This is a genomic window from Caulobacter sp. BE254 (assembly GCF_031457295.1).
Lineage (GTDB): Bacteria > Pseudomonadota > Alphaproteobacteria > Caulobacterales > Caulobacteraceae > Caulobacter.
In genome coordinates, this window is the sequence record NZ_JAVDWJ010000002.1 from 523,333 (window position 1) to 541,615 (window position 18,283).

Sequence of the window (18,283 nt, forward strand, 5' to 3'; positions counted from 1 at the left end):
CCATGCGCGCCCTGCTGATCGAAGACAATGTCCGGCTGGGCGAGGCGACCGTCCGGTCGCTGGTCAAGGCCGGCTTCACGGTCGACCTCTTCGCGGCGGCCGAGGATGGCTGGCACGCCTGGCGCAGCGTCAGCTACGACGTCGTCGTTCTCGACATCATGCTGGGCGGCGAGAGCGGGCTGGACCTGCTCGCGCGGGCGCGCGCGGCCGGCCTGCGCGCGCCGGTGCTGATGCTGACCGCCCTGGGCAGCGTCGACCAGCGCGTCCAGGGGCTGGAACGCGGCGCCGACGACTATCTCGTCAAGCCGTTCGCCATCGAGGAACTGGTGGCGCGCCTGCGGGCGCTGGGACGTCGGCCGGCCCTGACCGCCGACGTCCTGCGCTATGGCGACCTCGAATATGACCAGGGCGCGCGCGAGATCAGCGTGCGCGACGCGCGCCTGCCGTTGTCGCGCGGCGAAAGCATCGTGCTCGAGCGCTTCCTGCGCCATCCCGACCGGGTGGTGACCAAGGCCCAACTCGGCGACAGCCTGCACAGCCTGGAGCAGGACTACACCGACAACTCCATCCAAGTGCATGTCCACCGCGTGCGCCGGAAGATGGCCGACCTGGGCGCCGACGTGACGATCCGCGCCCTTCGTGGGCTGGGCTACATGGCCGTGCGGTTGGCCGAGGGGCGAGCCGGCGCGGGCGAGTGACCGTCGCGCCGGCCGCCCGGCCGGAAGTCGAGCTCGAAGCAGGCGCCCCGGGCTGAATCCGCCAGCCGCACTTGGCCGCCGTGCCGCTCCATGATCTGGCGGACGATCGACAGGCCAAGGCCGGCGCCCGAACCGCGCGGATCGCCGCGGCTGAACCGGTCAAACACACGGTCCCTGATCGCCGCCGAAACGCCGGGGCCGTCGTCGCTGACCCGGACGACGCCATCGGCGTCCACCGTGACCAGGATCTCGGCGTCAGGTGGGGTGTGCCGGACGGCGTTCTCGAGCAGGTTGCGAAGGGCGGTCTCCACCAAGCCCGGCTGGCCGTCGACCATCATCGTCGGAATCGCGCTGTCGAAGCCGACGCCGCGGCCGCTCGAAAGGATGAAGCTGGCCATGTCGCTGGCCACGTCGCGCGACAGGGCGACCAGGTCGAAGCGCGCGGCGGCCCCCGAGGCACCGCCCTCGGCCTCGGCCAGGGCAAGCAGTTGAGCGATCAGCCGGCCCAGGCGCTCGAACTCCTCGCTGGCCGTCCGGCGTTCGGCGGGCTCCAGCAGGCTTTCGACCTGGGCCCGCAAGGTGGCCAGCGGCGTGCGCAGCTCGTGGGCGGCGTTGGCGGAGAAGTCCCGTTGCGCGCGCAGGCCCACCTCAAGGCGGTCCAGAGCGGCGTTGAAGGCCTCGACCAGCGGCGCCACCTCGCGCGGCGCAGCCTCGGCGGGCAGCCGGGCCTCGATGGTGGCCGGGGCGATGTCGCCGGCCAGAAGGGAAAGATGGCGTAGCGGCCGCAGGCCGATGTGCAAGGTCACATAGACCCCGCCCATCATCAGGACCAGGAGCAGCATGATCTCCGGCGTCGCGTCGCGGAACTGGGCCACGATCCAGGCGGGACGCAGGCGTTGCAGGATCGGCACTCCAAGGTCCTCGGGATCCTTGCCGTGTACGGCCGCGAACACGATGGTCGTGCTCACGGCGAACAGGACCAGCGGAAACAGCATCCGCATCAGCGACCGTCCGCCACGCCGGCGCGTCGGGGGTCTCGTCAGCGCGCGCATCATCGGCACGTCCTTCATTCGCGACTTCGCCTCGGCGGCGCCGAGCGGCGCGCTAGCCGGGCTCCGCGACACTCAACGTCGATCAGTCGCCATCCGCCTGTCGATCGCAAGACCCGCCAGGACATCTGGGTCGGCCTGAAGCCCCGGTGGTCGGCTAGGGTGAAGGTGACGACGACCTCGTCTGGTCTCGGGCTGTGCGAACTGAGCAGTGTCGTGTCGACGGACCCCAGCCACAGGCTCCCGTCGTAAGCCCAGCCGATCGGCGCGCCGGGCTGGGCCGTGAACCCTCGCGCCTGTGGGCGCTCCGGAGCGCAAGCCCACAGAGGGAGATCCGCGACGAGGTCGACGTCCGTCAGGCGGCCGACGGCCAAGGCGAAGGCTTGCGCTCGTCCGGACGGCGTCAGACGCGCGTCCCCGAGGATGCGCAGGAGCTCCCGCGCGGCGATGGTCACGAACGCCTCGGCGTCGGGCTGACCGGTCACGATCGCCCAGGGCGCGGGGCGCGCGCACCCGGTCAGAATGCGCCAGGGACTGGAGAGGTAGCCCATCAGGGCTCGATCCTGGCCGCGCCAAAATCGGGCAGGACCTGGACGCCGCCGCGAGCCTGGCGGACCATGTCGGCGCGGTTCTGCAGGTAGGCCGACCGCATCATGGCGTAGGGATCGGCGGCGTCGTCGAGGGCGCGGATCAGGCCGTCGGCCGAGGCGCGCGCATCCACCGCCGTGAGGCCCGAACGAACCCTGCCGAAGGTCTTGGAACCGCCGGCGGTGGCAAGCGAAACGGGATCGGTCATCGTGTCGACAAGCCCGCCGGCGGCGTCCCGCAGGGTGGTGGGCCCCATCAACGGCAGCACGAGATAGCGGCCCGATCCCGAGCCGTAGCGCCCCAAAGTCTGGCCGAAATCCGCCTCATGGCCCTCCAGACCGAGCTTGCCGCCGACGTCGAACAGGCCCAGGCCGCCGACTGTCGAGTTGATCAGGAAGCGCGAGGCCGTCACGCCGGCGGCTCGGGGCCGCCCTTGCGCCAGGTCGTTGATGGCCGTGCGCGGCTCGGACAGGTTGGCCACGAACGAGGACACCCGACCCCTCACGACGCGCGGCGTCACTTTCATGTAGCCGCGACCCATCGGGCCGATCAGAAACCGGTCGAAGCCGCGATTGAACTTGAACGCTCCGCGGTTGAAGCCTTCCCAGGGATCGTCGGGTGTCGGGGCGTTGGTTTGCGCCAACTCGGACGCGCCGTCAGGCGCAAGACTATCCGGAAGCGGCTGGGCCGACACGACGTGAGGGGCGGCGCCGAGCGAGGCCAGGCCGACGAGCAACCCACAACGGCGGGCGAGGGAGAACGACGAGCGGATCATGACGAGGGGCTCCAGAAGGGACGCCTACGTCAATGCGCGGCCTGGCTTGCGCGAACCTTTCCGGGCCGTGGCGATACGATCCCGCGCCACACGATTATCCGACTCGTCTTCCATAGCGGGCCGTGTCCCAATTTCTAGGCCGTCATCCCTCGATCGCTTGATCGCGCCTGGGCCGTGTTGAGCGGTTCCCGTTCCTAGCGGGTCTGGATCGATGCAAGGCGAAAGGCATTCTCAGGCTCACGGTTCACTGGATCGAGACAGCCTGCAGGACGCCGTCCATCTCTCGGGCGGTGACCGGCGTGATGTCCATCGCGTTGTTCCAGCCATAGGCGTTGTCGCGTTCGATCACGACGCTGCAGGCGTTGCGGGTGATCACCCGGCTGAGCGCCTCGTTGAGCGTGCGGTCCACCTGTTGCTGGCCGCGGGTCTGGGCGGCGACGAAACGGGCGTTCTGCTGCTGGTCGAGGGTCTGGGCCTGCTGGTTGAGGCTGGCCAGCTGACGCTGGAATTCGATCGGCGCGATCACGCCTTGCTGGGCTTCGAGCACCCGGCGCTGCTGGTCTAGGGAGGCGCGGCGCTGCGCCAGGTCGGCGTTCAACGACCCCTGCATCTGGCGCAGTTGAGCCTGCAGCGACTGGCCGGCGCGCGAGGCGCTGATGGCGCCGGCCCGGGACAGCAGGCACACGCCCGCGATGGGCGGTCCGAACGTCTGGGCGGAAGCCGACGCGCCGACGAGCGTCACCAGGCCGACGATCGACAGTCCGATCAGACGCATTTGGATCCTCATTCGATCAGCTTGCCGCCGCGACCCTATCCGCGCAGGATTTCTCCTGCCAGACCACTTCGGACACCGTGACGTTGTAGTGTCCGCGCGGGCGCGTGAAGCGGATCTCCACCCGGCAACGCACCCGGTCCACGCTGCCTGGGGCCACTGGGAAAAACAGCACGTAGTTCCACTTCCGCCTGACGCTCTCGGCGAAATGCGGCGGGCCGAGCAGCGGATAGATGCTGAACTTGTCGACCCCCGGCGTGATCAGCCGCACGGAGGCCGGGCTGACCGTCACGCCCAGCTTGTCGCGTTCGCCCGGAACTTCGTGAAACGCGCCGGGATCGACCGTCGCCACATAGAGCGCGGGGGAGGGGGCCGCGGCGGACGGGGGCGTGGCGTCTCGCGCGATGGCCGCAGCCGGACTCACGAGGCTGAGCCCGGAAAGGATCGTAAGGATGAGGCGCTGGGCTTTCATCATGTCCTCCTTGGAATGATCGAATGAACGATGCGGATCAGAATTGGAAGCCGATGCCGACATTGGCTCCGGTGCGTTCCTGGGTGTCGTAGGTCGCGCCCGCCTTGAGGATGGTACGGCCGTCGTCCATGATCCGCGAAAGGCCCATGGCGAAGGCGGACTGCCCGCCATAGGTCCCCGCGCCTAGAGCGAACATGCTGCGGCCCGGTTCGTAGGCTTGGGGCAGGCCCGCCGCCGCCAGCGCGCCCGCGGTCCCGGCGAAGGACTCGCGCCGCGCTTGCGACATGTCGACCACGAAGCCCTGCAGCCGCGCGTCGGTATAGGCGTTGGCGGTGGAGACGGCGTTCGACAGCCCGTCATTAAGCTGCTGGACATTGACCGCGTCGGTCGGCGCCACCCCGGCGGCGACATTGTGCAGCGTCGTCGCCTGGCCGCCCGGATTGAACGTCACCGCGTTGTGGCCGGCGTCGTACTGCACCGAATTGCTGGCCAACTGCTGGGTCGGGTAGAGCTGCGAGCCGTTGACCGCGTCGGTCGAGGTGGCGGTCACCGCCCCCGCCCCGACGTTGCGGACCACATTGCCGCCCATGTCCACGCTGGTGTTCTGGCCCACGGCCAGACCGCCATTGGCGTTGATCACCCCGCTGAAGGTCGGGTTGTCGGCCATGGCGATCTGCAGCTGGTTGCCGTTCAGCGTCACCACTGTGTTCGTGCCCGCCGTCACATTGAGCGTGCCGTTCGACGGGACATTGGTGGCCGGGCCGCCATTGGCCTGGATGTTCCACCCCGCCCCCGCCGTCTGGTTCAGGGCCTGCAGCGCGTCATTGACGTTGCTGTAGTTGTTGCCGCCGACGTTGAGGCTGGTGGTCACAGTGCCGGTCGTGGAGTCATAGCTCGAATTCCCGCCCAGGCCGGCCGCCACGCTGCCGCCGAGGTTGGTGACATTGCCCTCGACCGTGGTCACGCGGTTGTCGAGATTGGTCACCGCCGTCGTCTGGGCGCCCAGGGCGTCCCCGACATTGGTGTAGGTGTTCCCGCCCACCGTGTAGGTGGGCGCGGTATAGGCTCCGGTCGTCGAATTGTAGGACGCTCCGCCGCCCAGGGCGGTGGCGGTGTTCTGGGCCACTTGATTGAGTTGGCTGACATTGACCGCGTCGGTCGGGGCCGAACCGGCGGCGACATTGGTGATCTGCCGCTCGGCGCCCGCGCTGCCCACCGACACCTCGCCGACCGAGGTCTGCGGCGCGGCCAGGCCATAGCCGGCATAGCCGGTCTGCGCGCCGACCGCCGTGGTCGAGCCGGCGCCCAGGGCCACGCTGCCCGCGAAGCTGGCGTTGGCGCCGGCCCCCAGGGCCAGGGCCTGAATGCCGTTGGCGACCGAATTGGTCCCCAGGGCCACGCCGTCGGCCAGGTTCACCGTGGCGTTCTGGCCGAGGGCTACGCCGCCGGGCGCCGTGATCTGGACGACCGCGCCGTTGCCAAGACCGACGCCGTTGTCGCCGTTGACCGTGGTCCGCGGGCCGATCGCCACCGAGTCGAGGCCGACGGCCAGGGAGTCCGAGGCCGTGGAATTGGCGTGGAAGTACTGGATCGGCGTCACCGAGAACGAGCTCATCGCCCCTTTCAGCTGCCGCAGGGTCACCGCGTCCTGGTCCAGCGTGCCGTCGGCGACATTGGTGATCTGGCGATAGCTGGTGGCGTTGCCCAACGACAGCGAGCCCAGCAGCGTCAGGTCGGTGGTGTTGTAGGGCACCAGGTTGGTCCCCACCACGATGCTGCCCGAGGTCGGCGCCAGGGCGCGGTCGGCCACCGATCCGGAGCCCAGGGCGATGCCGCCCAGGATGGTGGACTGGGCGCCGCGTCCCAGCGCCACGGCGTCGCCCGCCGTCGTGCGCGCTTCGTAGCCAAGCGCCGTCGAACCCACCGCCTGGGCGAAAGCGTCGCTTTGGGTGAGTCCGACTTCGTTGGTGCGGGCGTAGCGGATGCCGTCGCCATTGGCGTCGGTATAGGCGGTGGAGGTGTCGCCGGCGATGTTGGTCAGCGCGCCGCCCATGTTGGCGATGTCGGTGGTATTCTGGGTAACCTGGGTTCCGAGATTGGTGATGTCGCTCGTGTTTTGGGTGACTTGGTTCCCAAGGTTGGTGATGTCGCTCGTGTTCTGAGTGGTCTGGTTGCCTAGATTGGTGATGTCGGTGGTGTTCTGGGTGACTTGGTTGCCCAGGTTGGTGATGTCGCTCGTGTTTTGGGTGACCTGAGCGCCCAGATTGGTGATGGCGGTCGTGTTGTTGCCAATGGCCGTGGTGTTGGCCGTCACCTGGGTATTGGTGGCGAACAGCTGCGAGCCGTTGATCGCGTCGGTCGAGCCGCCGTCGATCCGGCCTGCCGCCAGATTGGTCAGGGTGCGCTCGGCGCCGACCGCGCCGATGCTGATCGTCGAGCCGGGGGTCGTGCCGGCGAAGGCGTAGGTCACGCCGCCGATCACCGTGCTCGCGGTGCCCACCGCGGCGTCGGTGGTCGAGCCCGCGCCCAGGGCCACGCTGCCCGCGAAGCCGGCGTTGGCGCCAGCCCCCAGGGCCAGGGCCTGGATACCGTTGGAGACCGAATTGGTCCCCAGCGCCACGCCATCGGCCAGGTTCACCGTGGCGTTCTGGCCGATCGCGGTTCCGCCCGGGGCCGTGATCTGGACGACCGCGCCGTTGCCGAGGCCCACGCCGTTGTCGCCGTTGACCGTGGTCTGCGGACCGATGGCCACGGATTCAGCGCCGACGGCCAGGGAGTCCGACGCCGTCGAATTGGCGTGGAAGTACTGGATCGGCGTCACCGAGAACGAGCTCATCGCCCCCTTCAGCTGCCGCAGGGTCACGGCGTCCTGGTCTAACGTGCCGTCGGCGACATTGGTGATCTGGCGATAGCTGGTGGCGTTGCCGACCGACAGGGCGCCCAGCAGGGTCAGGTCGCTGGTGTTGTACGGCACCAGGTTGGTGCCGACGATGATGCTGCCCGAGGTCGGGGCGATGGCGCGGTCGGACACCGAACCGGAGCCCAGGGCGATGCCGCCCAGGATGCTGGACTGGGCGCCGCGACCCAACGCCACCGCATCGCCGGCGGTCGTGCGCGCTTCGTAGCCCAGCGCCGTGGAGCCCACGGCTTGCGCGAAGGCGTCGCTTTGGGTCAGGCCTGTATCATTGGTGCGGGCGTAGCGGATGCCATCGCCATTGGCGTCGGTATAGGTGGTGGAGGTGTCGCCGGCGACGTTGGTCAGCGCGCTGTTGAAATTGGCGATGTCCGTGGTGTTCTGGGTGACCTGGTTGCCCAGGTTGGTGATGTCGCTCGTGTTCTGGGTGACCTGATTGCCCAGATTGGTGACCGTCGTCCCCAGATTGCTGATGGCGGTGGTGTTGCTGGTCACCTGGGTATTGGTGGCGAACAGTTGCGAGCCGTTGATCGCGTCGGTCGAGCCGCCGTTGATCCGCCCCGCCGCCAGGTTGGTCAGGGTGCGCTCGGCGCCGGCCGCGCCGATACTCACCGTCGAACTCGGCGTCGCCGTGCCGGCGAAGTTGTAGGTCACCCCGCCGATCACCGTGCTCGTCGTGCCCACCGCGGTCGCGGTGACCGAGCCCGAGCCCAGCGCGACGTCGCCGGCGTTGTTGGCGGTCGCCGTGTCGCCGAAGGCCAGCGCGCCCGCGGCCCCCGCACGGCTGAAGTTGCCGAGCGCCACCGAGCCCTGGCCGATCGCGACGTTGTTGTTGCCGATGGCGACCGCGCCGTTGGCGGCGTTGGCCGCCGTGGCGGTTTGCGTGCCGTCGGCGTTGGCGATGTTGTTGGCGCCGCCGGTGAAGGCGCCCGTGCCGCTGGCGTAGCTCGGATCGCCTATGGCGACCGCGCCGTCGCCATAGGCGGCGTTGCCGGCGCCTATGGCGACCGCCTTGCCGCCCGTGGCGTTCGCGCCGGTGCCGATGGCCACGGCGTCGGCGGTGTCGGCCACGGCGGTCGTGCCCATGGCGATGGCGTTGGAGCCGCCCGCGAAGGCGCTCTGCCCGATCGCGGTCGCGCTCCCCGACCCGCCGTTCAGCGCGCCGTCCGTCACGGCGTTGAAGCCCAGGGCGAGGTCGTTGGTGGCGCTGGCCAGGGCGTTCGAGCCGACGGCGGTGGCGCTCGCGCCCGAAGCGATCGCGACGCGGCCGACCGCCGTGGCGTCGGCCCCGCTTGCTCTCACTTCCGTACCGATGCCGACGGCGTTCGCGCCAAGGGCGCCCGTGCCCGCGAGCGTGCGCGTGCCGAGATAGATGGCGTTCGCGCCGCTGGCCAGCGCCCCTTGCCCCAGCGCCGCGGCGCCGACGGCGGTCGCCTGGCTGGCGCGTCCCATGGCGATGGCGTCGGCCTGGGACGCCGTCACGTCGGTGCCGATGGCGATGGCGCTCTGCCCGCTGGCCCCGGCTCCAGAGGTGCGCGCGCCGAAATAGACGGAGTTCAACCCGGACGCGGTGGCCGAGACGCCGATGGCGACGGCGTTCGTGGCGCTGGTCGTGGCGCCGATGCCGAGCGCGGTGCTGCCGATCCCGCTGGCGTTGGCGCTGACGCCGGCGGCGAGGGTGTTATTTCCCGTCGCCTGTGCGCCGGACCCGAACGAGGAGGCGTTCAAGCCGCTTGCGACGGCCGTGTTGCCAACCGCCGTGCCGGCGGCGGCGGTCGCCTTCGCGGCCGTGCCGATCGCGACGCCGAAACCGCCAGAAGCGAGCGCATTGGCGCCGATCGAGGTCGTCGAATTGGTGGTGACGCCAATACCGGCGTTGGTGCCGATCGCGACGTTGTCGTTGCCGGTGACGAGGCTGCCCGCGGCGGCCTGCAGGGTTCCGTCATAGGTGACCGTGCCGTCGCCGGTTCCCAGGGCGACGTTGCGCGTTCCCGTGACGCCCGAACCGGCGCCCCGCATGACGCTGGGAATACCGCCGCCGATGGCGGTGTTCCCAGCGCCGCTCACCAGCGTACCGGCCGCGACGCCCATCGCGACCGAATTGGAATTGCCGGTGGTCGAGCCGGCGCCGGCCCCCTGTCCGACCGCGACCGTGCTGCTGCCGATCGCGAGCGCCTGGGCGCCGAGGGCGAGCGAACTATTTCCCGTGGCCCGGGCGCTGTTGCCGACGGCGGTGGCGGCGCTGTCCGTCGCTTGGCTGGAGCTGCCGATAGCGACCGAATTGCCGCCGGTGGCCTGGCTCGATACGCCCACGGCCGTCGCGGCGGCGCCGGCCGTGGCCGTGGAGCCGATGGCGGTCGCGTTCGCGCCGTTCGCGGTGGAGTTGACACCATAGCTTGACGCGCCATCCGCGAGTGAGCGGGCGTTCCCGCCGATGGCGAGGGCGTTGACGCCGGTCGCGTTGGCGAAGACACCGATGCCGATGGCGTTGAGGCCATTGACGCCCATCGAATAGCCGATGGCGATCGAAGCGTTGCCGGTTGCGGTGGCGGCGGTGCCCATCGCCACGCTGTTCACGCCATTCGCCGTGACGCTGTTACCGATGGCGATGGCGTTGCCAGCCGTCGCCGAACCACCGCCGGCCGCGTATTGCGCCTGGGCCGGGGCGGAGAGGCCCAACGCCATGACCACGGCCAGGCCGCCGACCGCGCCGGCCGGACGCAGCCCGCCGCCGACGCCGAGGGTTCCGAGCCCCAGACCCTTGCGGCGGACGCCGAGCACCTGATGGGCCCGGCGCAGGATGGCCATCAGCCGGCGAAGCTGCGACCAGCCCTGGCCGCCCCCACCCATCCAGTTGCGGACGAAGCCGGCGCCACGACGTTTCTTCGACACGTAGGTATTCATGGCAACGCTACCCCTCAATGTCGGCCCGCCAGCCCTTCTGGGCGTCGGCGAGAGCCGCGATCTGGGCCCGGTTCACTTCTCCCGCGCGGACGGGCCGCCTCTCCGCACGGTCGATCTCGCAAGTTCGCTTCGCCAGGCTGGCGAGCGGGGCTTCATCGGCGCTGGGTCATTCCGGACAGGGTCACCACCACGCAGGCGGCGCCGCTGGGGATCATCAGCGCCTGGCCCTGGTTTCCGGCCAGCTGGTAGCGCCAGACGCCCGAAAGGGCCTCGCCCGCGGTGCTCCCGGCCGGGAGCAGGCTGACGACCTCGGCGCAGGGCTTCTGGAAGGGCGCCACGCGCACCATGTAGCCTTCGCATCCGCCTTGGCCGGGCGCGGCGAGCACCACCCCGCCGGCCGGTCCCTTGAGGTCCGGCTGGTCGTAGGTCAGGCCCAGCACGCCCTGGACGAGGTGGGCGTCGGGGGCGGTCCTATCCGCCTCGGTCTTCACCGAATAGGCCGCGCCCCGGGTCAGGCCTTGGCCGAGCGCCTCGTAGAGATCCGCGCAGCTTCGCGCGCCGACCTTGTTGGCCTGCTCGCGGAAGACATCGGCGCTGGCCGGCGCGACTTTCGCCGCCGCCGCGGCGGCGGCTGGCGCGACGGCGCACAGATTGCCGATGAGCGCGAGCCCGAGAAGGGCCGAGAAGGCGCGACGTCGGACATCGCTGCCCACCAATACTCGAATCATCTTTACCCTGAACTCCCGTCTGGCGCTGACTGTCGCGATGCCGAAGGCTTTCTTGCTCCGGAATGACGTCAGTTTCGCGCTTAAGTGGCAGATTATGGCAAGCGAGCGGCCAAAAGTATTAACAAGTAGTTAATTGAAAAATGTTCACAGGTAGGAGTTTATCGATATCAGCTGCTGATAAGCTCAAAATGCCAATAGAACTGTACTATATGAAAAGTAAATCCCAGATCATGCCGGGCGATACGCGACCTATACCCAGCATATCCAGAGAAAAGTAAGCAATTATCGCATAAATTTTCCTCCTTATCCGTAGAATATAGGTATATTTGAGAATATATCTCCTGTAATTGAAATATGCATTTTCGCCGAGATGATCCGTCTGAGCCGTTAGGGGCGATCGATTGGCCGCGCAAACTCGCGCGCCAGATATGTAGTATAAATCGTATACTGAACGATCCCAGGACGACTATATCGAGTGAATTCATGTGCAGTGTCGTTGGTGTTTGCTGTCCATTCTTGGGGTATTTTGTATAGATGTGGACTTTCCAAAGGTCGTCTGGATTTGAATTGTGCTGTACGCAGATGGGGGAAGCTTTCTGAAAAATTCTCGGAAAATAACGCCGTTATAACGTGATCATGGTTAAATCATGCGACCAGTCAGGGGTGGTTTTTACATATCCGTCAAGAATGGAAGCTTTTATCCTCTTTCGACGTAAGAGGTCGGCCCGCATGACCTGAAGTCTCATGTAAATGATCAGAATTTAAAAGTAAATAAATGTGACATTACAAGTATATATGTGTCATGCACGCGCAATGGATGGATTTTTGTAAAAACTGACGTTGAAATGGCAAGATTATTATCGATAAAGTCGTCCTGTTGAGAATTTGAAGTTCGACGATGTTTAAAACGGCGGTTTGCTTAATGGCCGCCGCCGTAAAGGCGAGTACTGGCAAGAGGTTAGCGGGGAGAGTGTGAGCGACCCGCATCTGGCCCAGATCGCCCTGCGAGCCGGGGCTCGATCGCTTACGGCGGCGTGGAGCGGATACGGGCCGGCGACGGCGCCTGGCGCGGCGTCGGCCTTCGCAGGTCGCGGATACCCGGGAAGCCTATCTTCGCGGCGCCGATCCGAGCGCCGCGTCGAGTTCCGCGCGGGCCATCTCCATGTCTTTCCGGAAGATCGGCGAGGCGTGTTCCGCCGCATAGATCACCGCGCCGGCCTGGAGGCCCGCTTCCGCCGCGCTGAAGGTGTGCGAGCCGCAGACGTAGCGGCTTTCGGCATACTCCCGGCCGCGCGCGTACAGGGCGGCGGCGCGCGAAGGCGCCAGTTCGGCCAGGATCATCGCGACCTGCTCGCCGTGGGCGGCATGCCCGGAAGGGTAGTCCGGATTGCCGGCCAGGTGATCGCTTCTGGCCTCGCAGATCGGGGCGGCGTCCTTGCCGATATAGGGCCGCTTGGTTCCCCAGTAGGTCTTGGCCAGGCCGACGACCGAGCGATCCTCGCCGGCCCGCTCCAGGAGGGCGGTCAGGACCGGCGCGCTCTGGGGCGTCAGCCGCACGCCCAGGGCCTGGGCGAAATGGTCGTACATGGCGCCGTCGACGTCGGCGGCCGCCAGGGTCCAGCGAGGCGTGTCCTTCAGGGCGCGGGTCTGGTCGAAGATCGCGGCGTCGGCGACGGCGCGGGGCGAACCCGCAGTGGGCGGCGGCGCCAGGATGGTCGCCAGGTCGGGCCGGTGCTGGGGCGAGAGGTAACCGCGCGGCGGGACGCCGGGCTGGGCCTCCAGCGCCAGACCGTCGCAACGGTCGGTCGCCCGCACGGGATTGCAGACAGCGACGTCGCCGCCGGCCAGTCGCGCCGTGTAGCCGCCAGGCAAGCGTGGGTCGGGCCAGACGTAGTCGGTCGAGACATATTGCGCGCCGCTGGTCAGGGCGGCGCTGCGCTGTCTCACGTCATTGGTGCGCGCGGCCCAGGTGTCGGCGTCGGCGCGCGTGCGGACGATGAAGCCGGCCTTCACGGCGGCGGCGATGCGATCCTTGTCGGCGATCGGGTCGTTGAGGGTCAGATAGGCCGCCGCCGGCGAGGCCTCGTCGGTGTTGACGAACATCGCTCGGCCTTCCAGCGAGCGTCTCGCGCCGCGATAGAGCGCCACCTTGGTCGGGCCTTCATCCAGGGCGAAGAACACCTTGCCGCGCGCGGCGGACAGGCTGGGCCAGCCGTCGGCCAGGATCGCCTCGCGCAAGGTGGCCCGCCGGCCCCGCACCTGGTCGGGCGTGATCAACTGGTCGTCGCCGAAGACCGAGCGGATCTCGGCGTCGAGCGCGTCGAACGTCTTTTCGTCGAAGGGCAGGGGCGTGACCCCGCCGGGCAGGCTGGCCTGGCCGTCCTTGGCGTTGAGCAGGATCAGGATCGGCACGTGGCCGGGATGGGCCTTGGACCAGGCCTTCACCTGCGTCAGGCAGGCGACGAAGGTCAGGCAGGAACTACGGAAGTCGACGTCCGGCATGTGCAGGACCTTGAAGCCCGGTCGGGCCAGGGCCTCGGCGGCGCTGGGCGCCAGCACCGTCCCGCGCCCCAGGGCCGTCAGGGGCTTGGCGTAGAGCCCGCCGCGGGGGTCGGCGACCACGTCGATCTCCAGCTGCCTGGCGCCGGCGTCCAGTTGTTCGGCCAGCGGCCGGTGGGCGTAGTCGATACCCAAGGCGGCCTGTCCGCGCGCGGCGACCATGGCCGCCAGCTCCTCGGGCGGAACGGCCAGCTTGTAGCTGTTGTGCGTGCCGACCGCGGTCAGGTCGTTCATGCGCAGCTCGGCGGCGGCGGGACTGGCGCCCATCAGAAGCGCGGCGACGAGACTCAGCATGGAACCCTCCGAAGATCGCGGTCCGACTAGCCACGCTCGATGACGGTTTCGCGTCGGTGCTCGGGCGCCCGCCCGCCGTCGTCACAAACCCTTATTCGAAACGAGAACCCAGAGTCACGGAACACCCCTAACGCCCGGCCTCTCGCCGGACGTCCAGCCTGGGCCTTCTCCCTCCGGCGCCAGTACAGGGGGTTTTCCAATGTCACCTATCAAGAAGACGCTCGTGATGGGCGCCGCGGCCGGGGTCCTCGCCACGGTCCTGTTCGCCGGATCGGTCCAGGCGGCCGACGTCGCGCCGGCGGTTTCCTCGGCCGACAACGCCGTCGACGAGGTCGTCGTCCAGGGCTTCCGCAAGTCACTGGGCGCGGCGCGCCTGGCCAAGAAGGACAGCGCCATCGTCGCCGACGTGATCGTCGCCGAGGACATGGCCAAGTTCCCCGATCTCAACCTGGCGGAGTCGCTGCAGCGCCTGCCGGGCGTGGCCATCAACCGCGAAGGGGGCGAGGGCCGTCGCGTCTCGCTGCGCGGCCTGGGTCCCGACTTCACCCGCGTGCAGCTGAACGGCATGGAAGTTCTGGGCAACGTCGACTCGCCGATGGACAGCCGGGGCCAGACCTCGCGCGACCGGGCGTTCGACTTCAACATCTTCGCCTCGGAACTGTTCTCCAAGGTGGACGTGCGCAAGTCGTTCTCGGCCGAACAGGACGAGGGCGGCATGGCCGGTACGGTCGGCCTCTACACCGCCAAGCCGTTCGACTATTCCGGGACCAAGGGCGCCCTGTCGCTGCAGGGCGGCACCAACAGCGCCACCAAGGACTTCCAGCCGCGCGGCGCGGCGATGTTCAGCAAGAACTGGGACGACAGGTTCGGCGTCCTGGTCTCGGTGGCCTATTCCAAGCGCCAGACGCAGGAGCAGGGCTACAACACCTACGCCGCCCCGACGACCAAGGCCCTCGCCGCCAACGTCGTCAATCTCAGCGCCGGCGACCAGGCAAAGGCGACGAACGGCGAGCTGATCTTCCAGCGCGGCAACCGCCTGACGGTATGGGGTTCGGACCAGGAGCGCCTGGGCGTGACGGGCGCTCTGCAATGGCGGCCGGTCGAGAACGTCATCCTGACCCTGGACGCCCTGCACGGCAAGTTCACCAACGACCGCAGCGAGAACAGCCTGGCCACCCGCGCCACCCTGAACTCGACCATCCTGGGTGCGGCCACGCCGCACTCTGGGACACTGGTCAGCCCCCCGCCGGTGCTGAATTCGATCCAGTACGACCGGTACAATTCGGTGGTCTACGCCGATGTCGACAACACCGTCTTCGCCACCGAGACCCGTCGCCAGCAGACCAAGAACACCTTCGACCAGCTGGTGCTGACCGGCGAGTGGAAGATCACCGACAAGCTGACCCTCGACGGTCACATCGGCCGGGAGACTTCGGACTACGACATCCCGATCTCCGACAAGTTCTACACCGAGGCGTTCGGCGGCCTGATCACCGACTATCGTGGCGACACCGGCCACAACACCTACAAGTGGAACACCACCGACCCCAACAACTACCGGGCCCACGAGATCGACTTCTCGGCCACCTACCAAAGCACCGAGCTGAAGAACGGCGAGCTGAACGGGGCCTGGGCGTTCAATGACGCCCTTACCTTGAAGGGCGGCGTCTCGTATCGCGGTTTCACGAATTCGGGCTTCAGCCAGACCAATGACGACGTGAACAAGACGGCCTGGGAAAAGGGAACCCTGGATGACCGGGTGACCAGCTACTACACGATCTTCGACAAGCACCACGACCAGTCGTGGGTGAACGTCGACTTCGATAAGGCCCTGGCCGCCTACAACGTCACCCGCGTGCTCGGCGCGCCCAAGAGCATCTACGAGGTCAAGGAAGACACCCAGGCCGGCTACGTCCAACTGGACTGGAAGGCCTCCCTGTTCGGCAAGCCGCTGCGCGGCAACGCCGGCCTGCGCGGCTACGACACCGAACTGACCTCGTCGGGCGTCATGGCGGTCAAGGGCGTCAACACCCCGACCGAGGCCAAGAAGAAGTATTCCGGCGTATTGCCGGCCTTCAACGCCGTGCTGGAGGTGTCGGACCAGTTCCAGATTCGCGCCGCCGCCGCCCAGAACATCAACCGCCCGTCACTGGCCGCCTATGCGATGAACGGCACGATCAGCGTCGACGGGAGCAACGTGACGGTGTCGACCGGCAATCCCAACCTGAACCCCTACACGTCGGACGAGTTCGACCTGTCGGCCGAATGGTACTTCGGCAGCATCGGCATGCTGACCGCCGGCGTCTTCCACAAGAAGATCGACGGCCTGGTCAGCAGCCAGACCGTCAACAACGTCACCTATGCCAGCACGGGCCTGGCCGAAGGGCTGTATCCCGGCGTCACCGGCTCGACGAACGTGGCGTCCTACACCCGGTCGGTGAACCTCAACGAAGCCACCCTGACCGGCCTGGAGCTCAGCGCCCAGAGCGACTTCTTCTTCCTGCCGGGTCCGTTCAAGAACATGGGCGTGGTGGCCAATGTCACCTTCATCGACTCCGAGACGACCAACCTGGTCAACGGCAAGAACCAGAAGGGCGCGATCTACGGGATGTCGGACCTGAACCATAACGTCACGCTCTATTACGAGACGGCCAGGTGGGGCGCGCGGATCTCCTCGAACTATCGCTCGGACTACACGATCGACAGCGGCGGTTTCAAAGCCACGACCTATATCGACGCGGCGGCCTTCTATCAGCTGACGCCGAGGATCCGCCTGTCGCTCGACGCGGTGAACCTGTCGAACGAGCGCGAGTCCCAATACAACAGCTATAACAATGGGTTCGGGGCGACCGGCGCCCGCCGGTTGTGGAACGACACCACCAGCGGACGGACGGTGTTCGTCGGCGCGAACATGCAGTTCTAGGCTTCCCGACGGATGCTTGGCGGGGCCGCTCGGACAGCGTTTCGGGCGGCCTTCGGCGGGCCGCCCGATCATTCGCGAGGGCGGTTCCGGCATGGCCCTGGCCGAAAACGGCCGTGCTGCTCAGTAGCTGGAACGCCGCCTGGCGATCAGGAACAACACGACGCAGGCCAGCAGGACGCCGATCGAAAACCACGCCCGCGAGGCGTCCTGGGCCTGGGAACTGGGAATCTCGCGCACGAAAGCCGCCTGACCGAAGGCCAGCAGCGCCAATGACGCCGCCACGGTTCCCGCAATGGACTTGCCCCTGCTCATCGTCGCTTCCCAACTCGATACATTCGGTCGGCGCGGTGCACGGATGGCGCCAGGACGGCCCGTCGCGATCCTTGAACCGGGACTCGGAAGCGCCTTCCGGGGCTTTAGAGATTGCTGTTGAGCTCCGCGACGACGTCATAGGCGTCGCCGCGATAATAGGACTGGGTGAATTCCGCCGCGCGGCCGTCGGGCAGAAAGCCGCGCCGTTCGATCAGCAATCCGGCGTCGCCCGGACGGACGCCGAGGGTCTCGGCCTGCTCCGGGGAAAAGGTGACGGCGCGGAGGCGCTGCAAGGCCCGCACCGGCCGATAGCCGGCCTTGTGCAGGGCGTCGTAAAGCGAATCCTCCACCACATCGAGGGACGGCAGGCAGTAGGCCGGAATGGTCGAATACTCCAACGCCATGGGGGCGTCGTCGGCGTAGCGTATGCGGTGGAAACGGTAGACCGGCGTCCCGGGCGACAACACCAGGGACAGGGATTCCTCTGGCGTCACAGCCCCGAGCGAGCGGTTGATCCAGGCGCTGTGCGGGCGACGACCCCGGGACAGCATGTCCTCCGAGAACGAAGACAGCTTGGAGAAGCTCTTCTCGACGCGGCCGGTGACGAAGGTGCCGGCGCCTCGGCGGCGGCTGAGAAGACCTTCCTCGACGAGGCCGCCCAGCGCCTTGCGCACGGTGATGCGCGAGACGGCGTATTCCTCGGCCAGGTCACGCTCGGGGGGAATCGCCACGTCCGGCGTCAGGACGCGGCGCTTGATCGCGTTTCGCACAACACGCTGGAGCTGGAGATAAAGCGGCGTCGTGTCGTCGGCTTCAAGTCGACCCACGATGTCGGAGAAGGACATGGAATTCCCTAGGTCTTTCATTCGGAGCGAGGTCTCGGCTGTCGCGGGATCGGAATGGAGCGACCTGCTCCTACCAATAAGAGGCGGGCGGGGAGGGATCACGCAGGGCGTCCTGGAGCGAGAACCAGCGATGCATACCACCCATGAGACCATTTTCAGCCCAAGCAATAACTATCATCAATTTGCTTTAATTACTACGCCGGCTGCTCGGGCGCTCTGGTTGAGGACAGCTCGCAGCGCCAGCTCGTTCCCTTGATCTGCTGGGCGTGCCGAATATAATTAAACAATTCCAGATATTTACGAGATTGTCGAAATTGATCGGCGCTGCGCAAGCGCGGCGGGCTGTGGCAATTCGGTGCGCTTTTCAGAATTATATATGAAATTTAATTTACTAATTGACGAATGTGCGAGCCCAAACGTAGGCTCAGGCTCGCATCAGGTATCCCAATG

General features: G+C 67.4%; 11 protein-coding genes and 1 pseudogene. 2 read left to right on the forward strand and 10 right to left on the reverse strand.

The genetic code is table 11. The annotated features are described in order from the left end of the window. Positions 1–2: 2 nt before the first annotated feature. Positions 3–698 (forward strand): response regulator transcription factor, encoded by a 696-nt coding sequence (locus tag J2X41_RS06545; RefSeq protein WP_310080596.1) that lies wholly within the window; start codon positions 3–5, stop codon positions 696–698. On the opposite strand, the gene J2X41_RS06550 is transcribed toward J2X41_RS06545, so the two are convergent. The 8 genes from J2X41_RS06550 to J2X41_RS25260 form a co-directional block, all read right to left on the reverse strand. Then, positions 650–1,699 (reverse strand): ATP-binding protein, encoded by a 1,050-nt coding sequence (locus J2X41_RS06550; RefSeq protein WP_310080598.1) that lies wholly within the window; start codon positions 1,697–1,699, stop codon positions 650–652. The genes J2X41_RS06545 and J2X41_RS06550 overlap by 49 nt on opposite strands. 65 nt (positions 1,700–1,764) lie before the next feature. After that, positions 1,765–2,298, reverse strand: a complete 534-nt coding sequence (locus J2X41_RS06555; protein WP_310080600.1) for a hypothetical protein — start codon at positions 2,296–2,298, stop codon at positions 1,765–1,767. Next, positions 2,298–3,110 (reverse strand): VacJ family lipoprotein, encoded by an 813-nt coding sequence (locus tag J2X41_RS06560; protein WP_310080602.1) that lies wholly within the window; start codon positions 3,108–3,110, stop codon positions 2,298–2,300. The genes J2X41_RS06555 and J2X41_RS06560 overlap by 1 nt, the downstream gene beginning before the upstream one ends. Positions 3,111–3,354: 244 nt before the next feature. Then, positions 3,355–3,885: an OmpH family outer membrane protein gene (locus J2X41_RS06565; RefSeq protein ID WP_310080604.1), complete on the reverse strand. Its 531-nt coding sequence runs from the start codon at positions 3,883–3,885 to the stop codon at positions 3,355–3,357. Positions 3,886–3,901: 16 nt separating this feature from the next. Continuing rightward, positions 3,902–4,354, reverse strand: coding sequence for an outer membrane protein assembly factor BamE (gene bamE, locus J2X41_RS06570; protein ID WP_310080606.1), 453 nt, complete (start codon positions 4,352–4,354; stop codon positions 3,902–3,904). Positions 4,355–4,391: 37 nt separating this feature from the next. Further along, positions 4,392–10,172: a YadA-like family protein gene (locus tag J2X41_RS06575; RefSeq protein ID WP_310080607.1), complete on the reverse strand. Its 5,781-nt coding sequence runs from the start codon at positions 10,170–10,172 to the stop codon at positions 4,392–4,394. Between the two features lie 152 nt (positions 10,173–10,324). Then, positions 10,325–10,885: a hypothetical protein gene (locus tag J2X41_RS06580; RefSeq protein WP_310080609.1), complete on the reverse strand. Its 561-nt coding sequence runs from the start codon at positions 10,883–10,885 to the stop codon at positions 10,325–10,327. Positions 10,886–12,007: 1,122 nt separating this feature from the next. Continuing rightward, on the reverse strand, positions 12,008–13,753 hold the full coding sequence (locus tag J2X41_RS25260; RefSeq protein ID WP_404979881.1) for a Ca2+-dependent phosphoinositide-specific phospholipase C: 1,746 nt from the start codon (positions 13,751–13,753) through the stop codon (positions 12,008–12,010). A gap of 39 nt (positions 13,754–13,792) precedes the next feature. Between J2X41_RS25260 and J2X41_RS06595 the strand changes: the two are divergent. Further along, a pseudogene (locus J2X41_RS06595) lies at positions 13,793–16,676 on the forward strand (TonB-dependent receptor). 120 nt (positions 16,677–16,796) lie between these two features. Here the strand turns inward: J2X41_RS06595 and J2X41_RS06600 are convergent. Both J2X41_RS06600 and J2X41_RS06605 read right to left on the reverse strand, forming a co-directional pair. Continuing rightward, positions 16,797–16,988: a hypothetical protein gene (locus J2X41_RS06600; protein WP_310080612.1), complete on the reverse strand. Its 192-nt coding sequence runs from the start codon at positions 16,986–16,988 to the stop codon at positions 16,797–16,799. A gap of 104 nt (positions 16,989–17,092) precedes the next feature. Next, on the reverse strand, positions 17,093–17,833 hold the full coding sequence (locus tag J2X41_RS06605; protein ID WP_310080614.1) for a GntR family transcriptional regulator: 741 nt from the start codon (positions 17,831–17,833) through the stop codon (positions 17,093–17,095). Positions 17,834–18,283 lie beyond the last annotated feature (450 nt).

Bases quoted from the DNA above. Each gene is read 5' to 3' on its own strand.
- J2X41_RS06545 (WP_310080596.1), top strand. From the start codon at position 3: ATGCGCGCCCTGCTGATCGAAGACAATGTCCGGCTGGGCGAGGCGACC.
- J2X41_RS06550 (WP_310080598.1), bottom strand. From the start codon at position 1,699: ATGCGGATGCTGTTTCCGCTGGTCCTGTTCGCCGTGAGCACGACCATC.
- J2X41_RS06555 (WP_310080600.1), bottom strand. From the start codon at position 2,298: ATGGGCTACCTCTCCAGTCCCTGGCGCATTCTGACCGGGTGCGCGCGC.
- J2X41_RS06560 (WP_310080602.1), bottom strand. From the start codon at position 3,110: ATGATCCGCTCGTCGTTCTCCCTCGCCCGCCGTTGTGGGTTGCTCGTC.
- J2X41_RS06565 (WP_310080604.1), bottom strand. From the start codon at position 3,885: ATGCGTCTGATCGGACTGTCGATCGTCGGCCTGGTGACGCTCGTCGGC.
- bamE (WP_310080606.1), bottom strand. From the start codon at position 4,354: ATGAAAGCCCAGCGCCTCATCCTTACGATCCTTTCCGGGCTCAGCCTC.
- J2X41_RS06575 (WP_310080607.1), bottom strand. From the start codon at position 10,172: ATGAATACCTACGTGTCGAAGAAACGTCGTGGCGCCGGCTTCGTCCGC.
- J2X41_RS25260 (WP_404979881.1), bottom strand. From the start codon at position 13,753: ATGCTGAGTCTCGTCGCCGCGCTTCTGATGGGCGCCAGTCCCGCCGCC.
- J2X41_RS06600 (WP_310080612.1), bottom strand. From the start codon at position 16,988: ATGAGCAGGGGCAAGTCCATTGCGGGAACCGTGGCGGCGTCATTGGCG.
- J2X41_RS06605 (WP_310080614.1), bottom strand. From the start codon at position 17,833: ATGTCCTTCTCCGACATCGTGGGTCGACTTGAAGCCGACGACACGACG.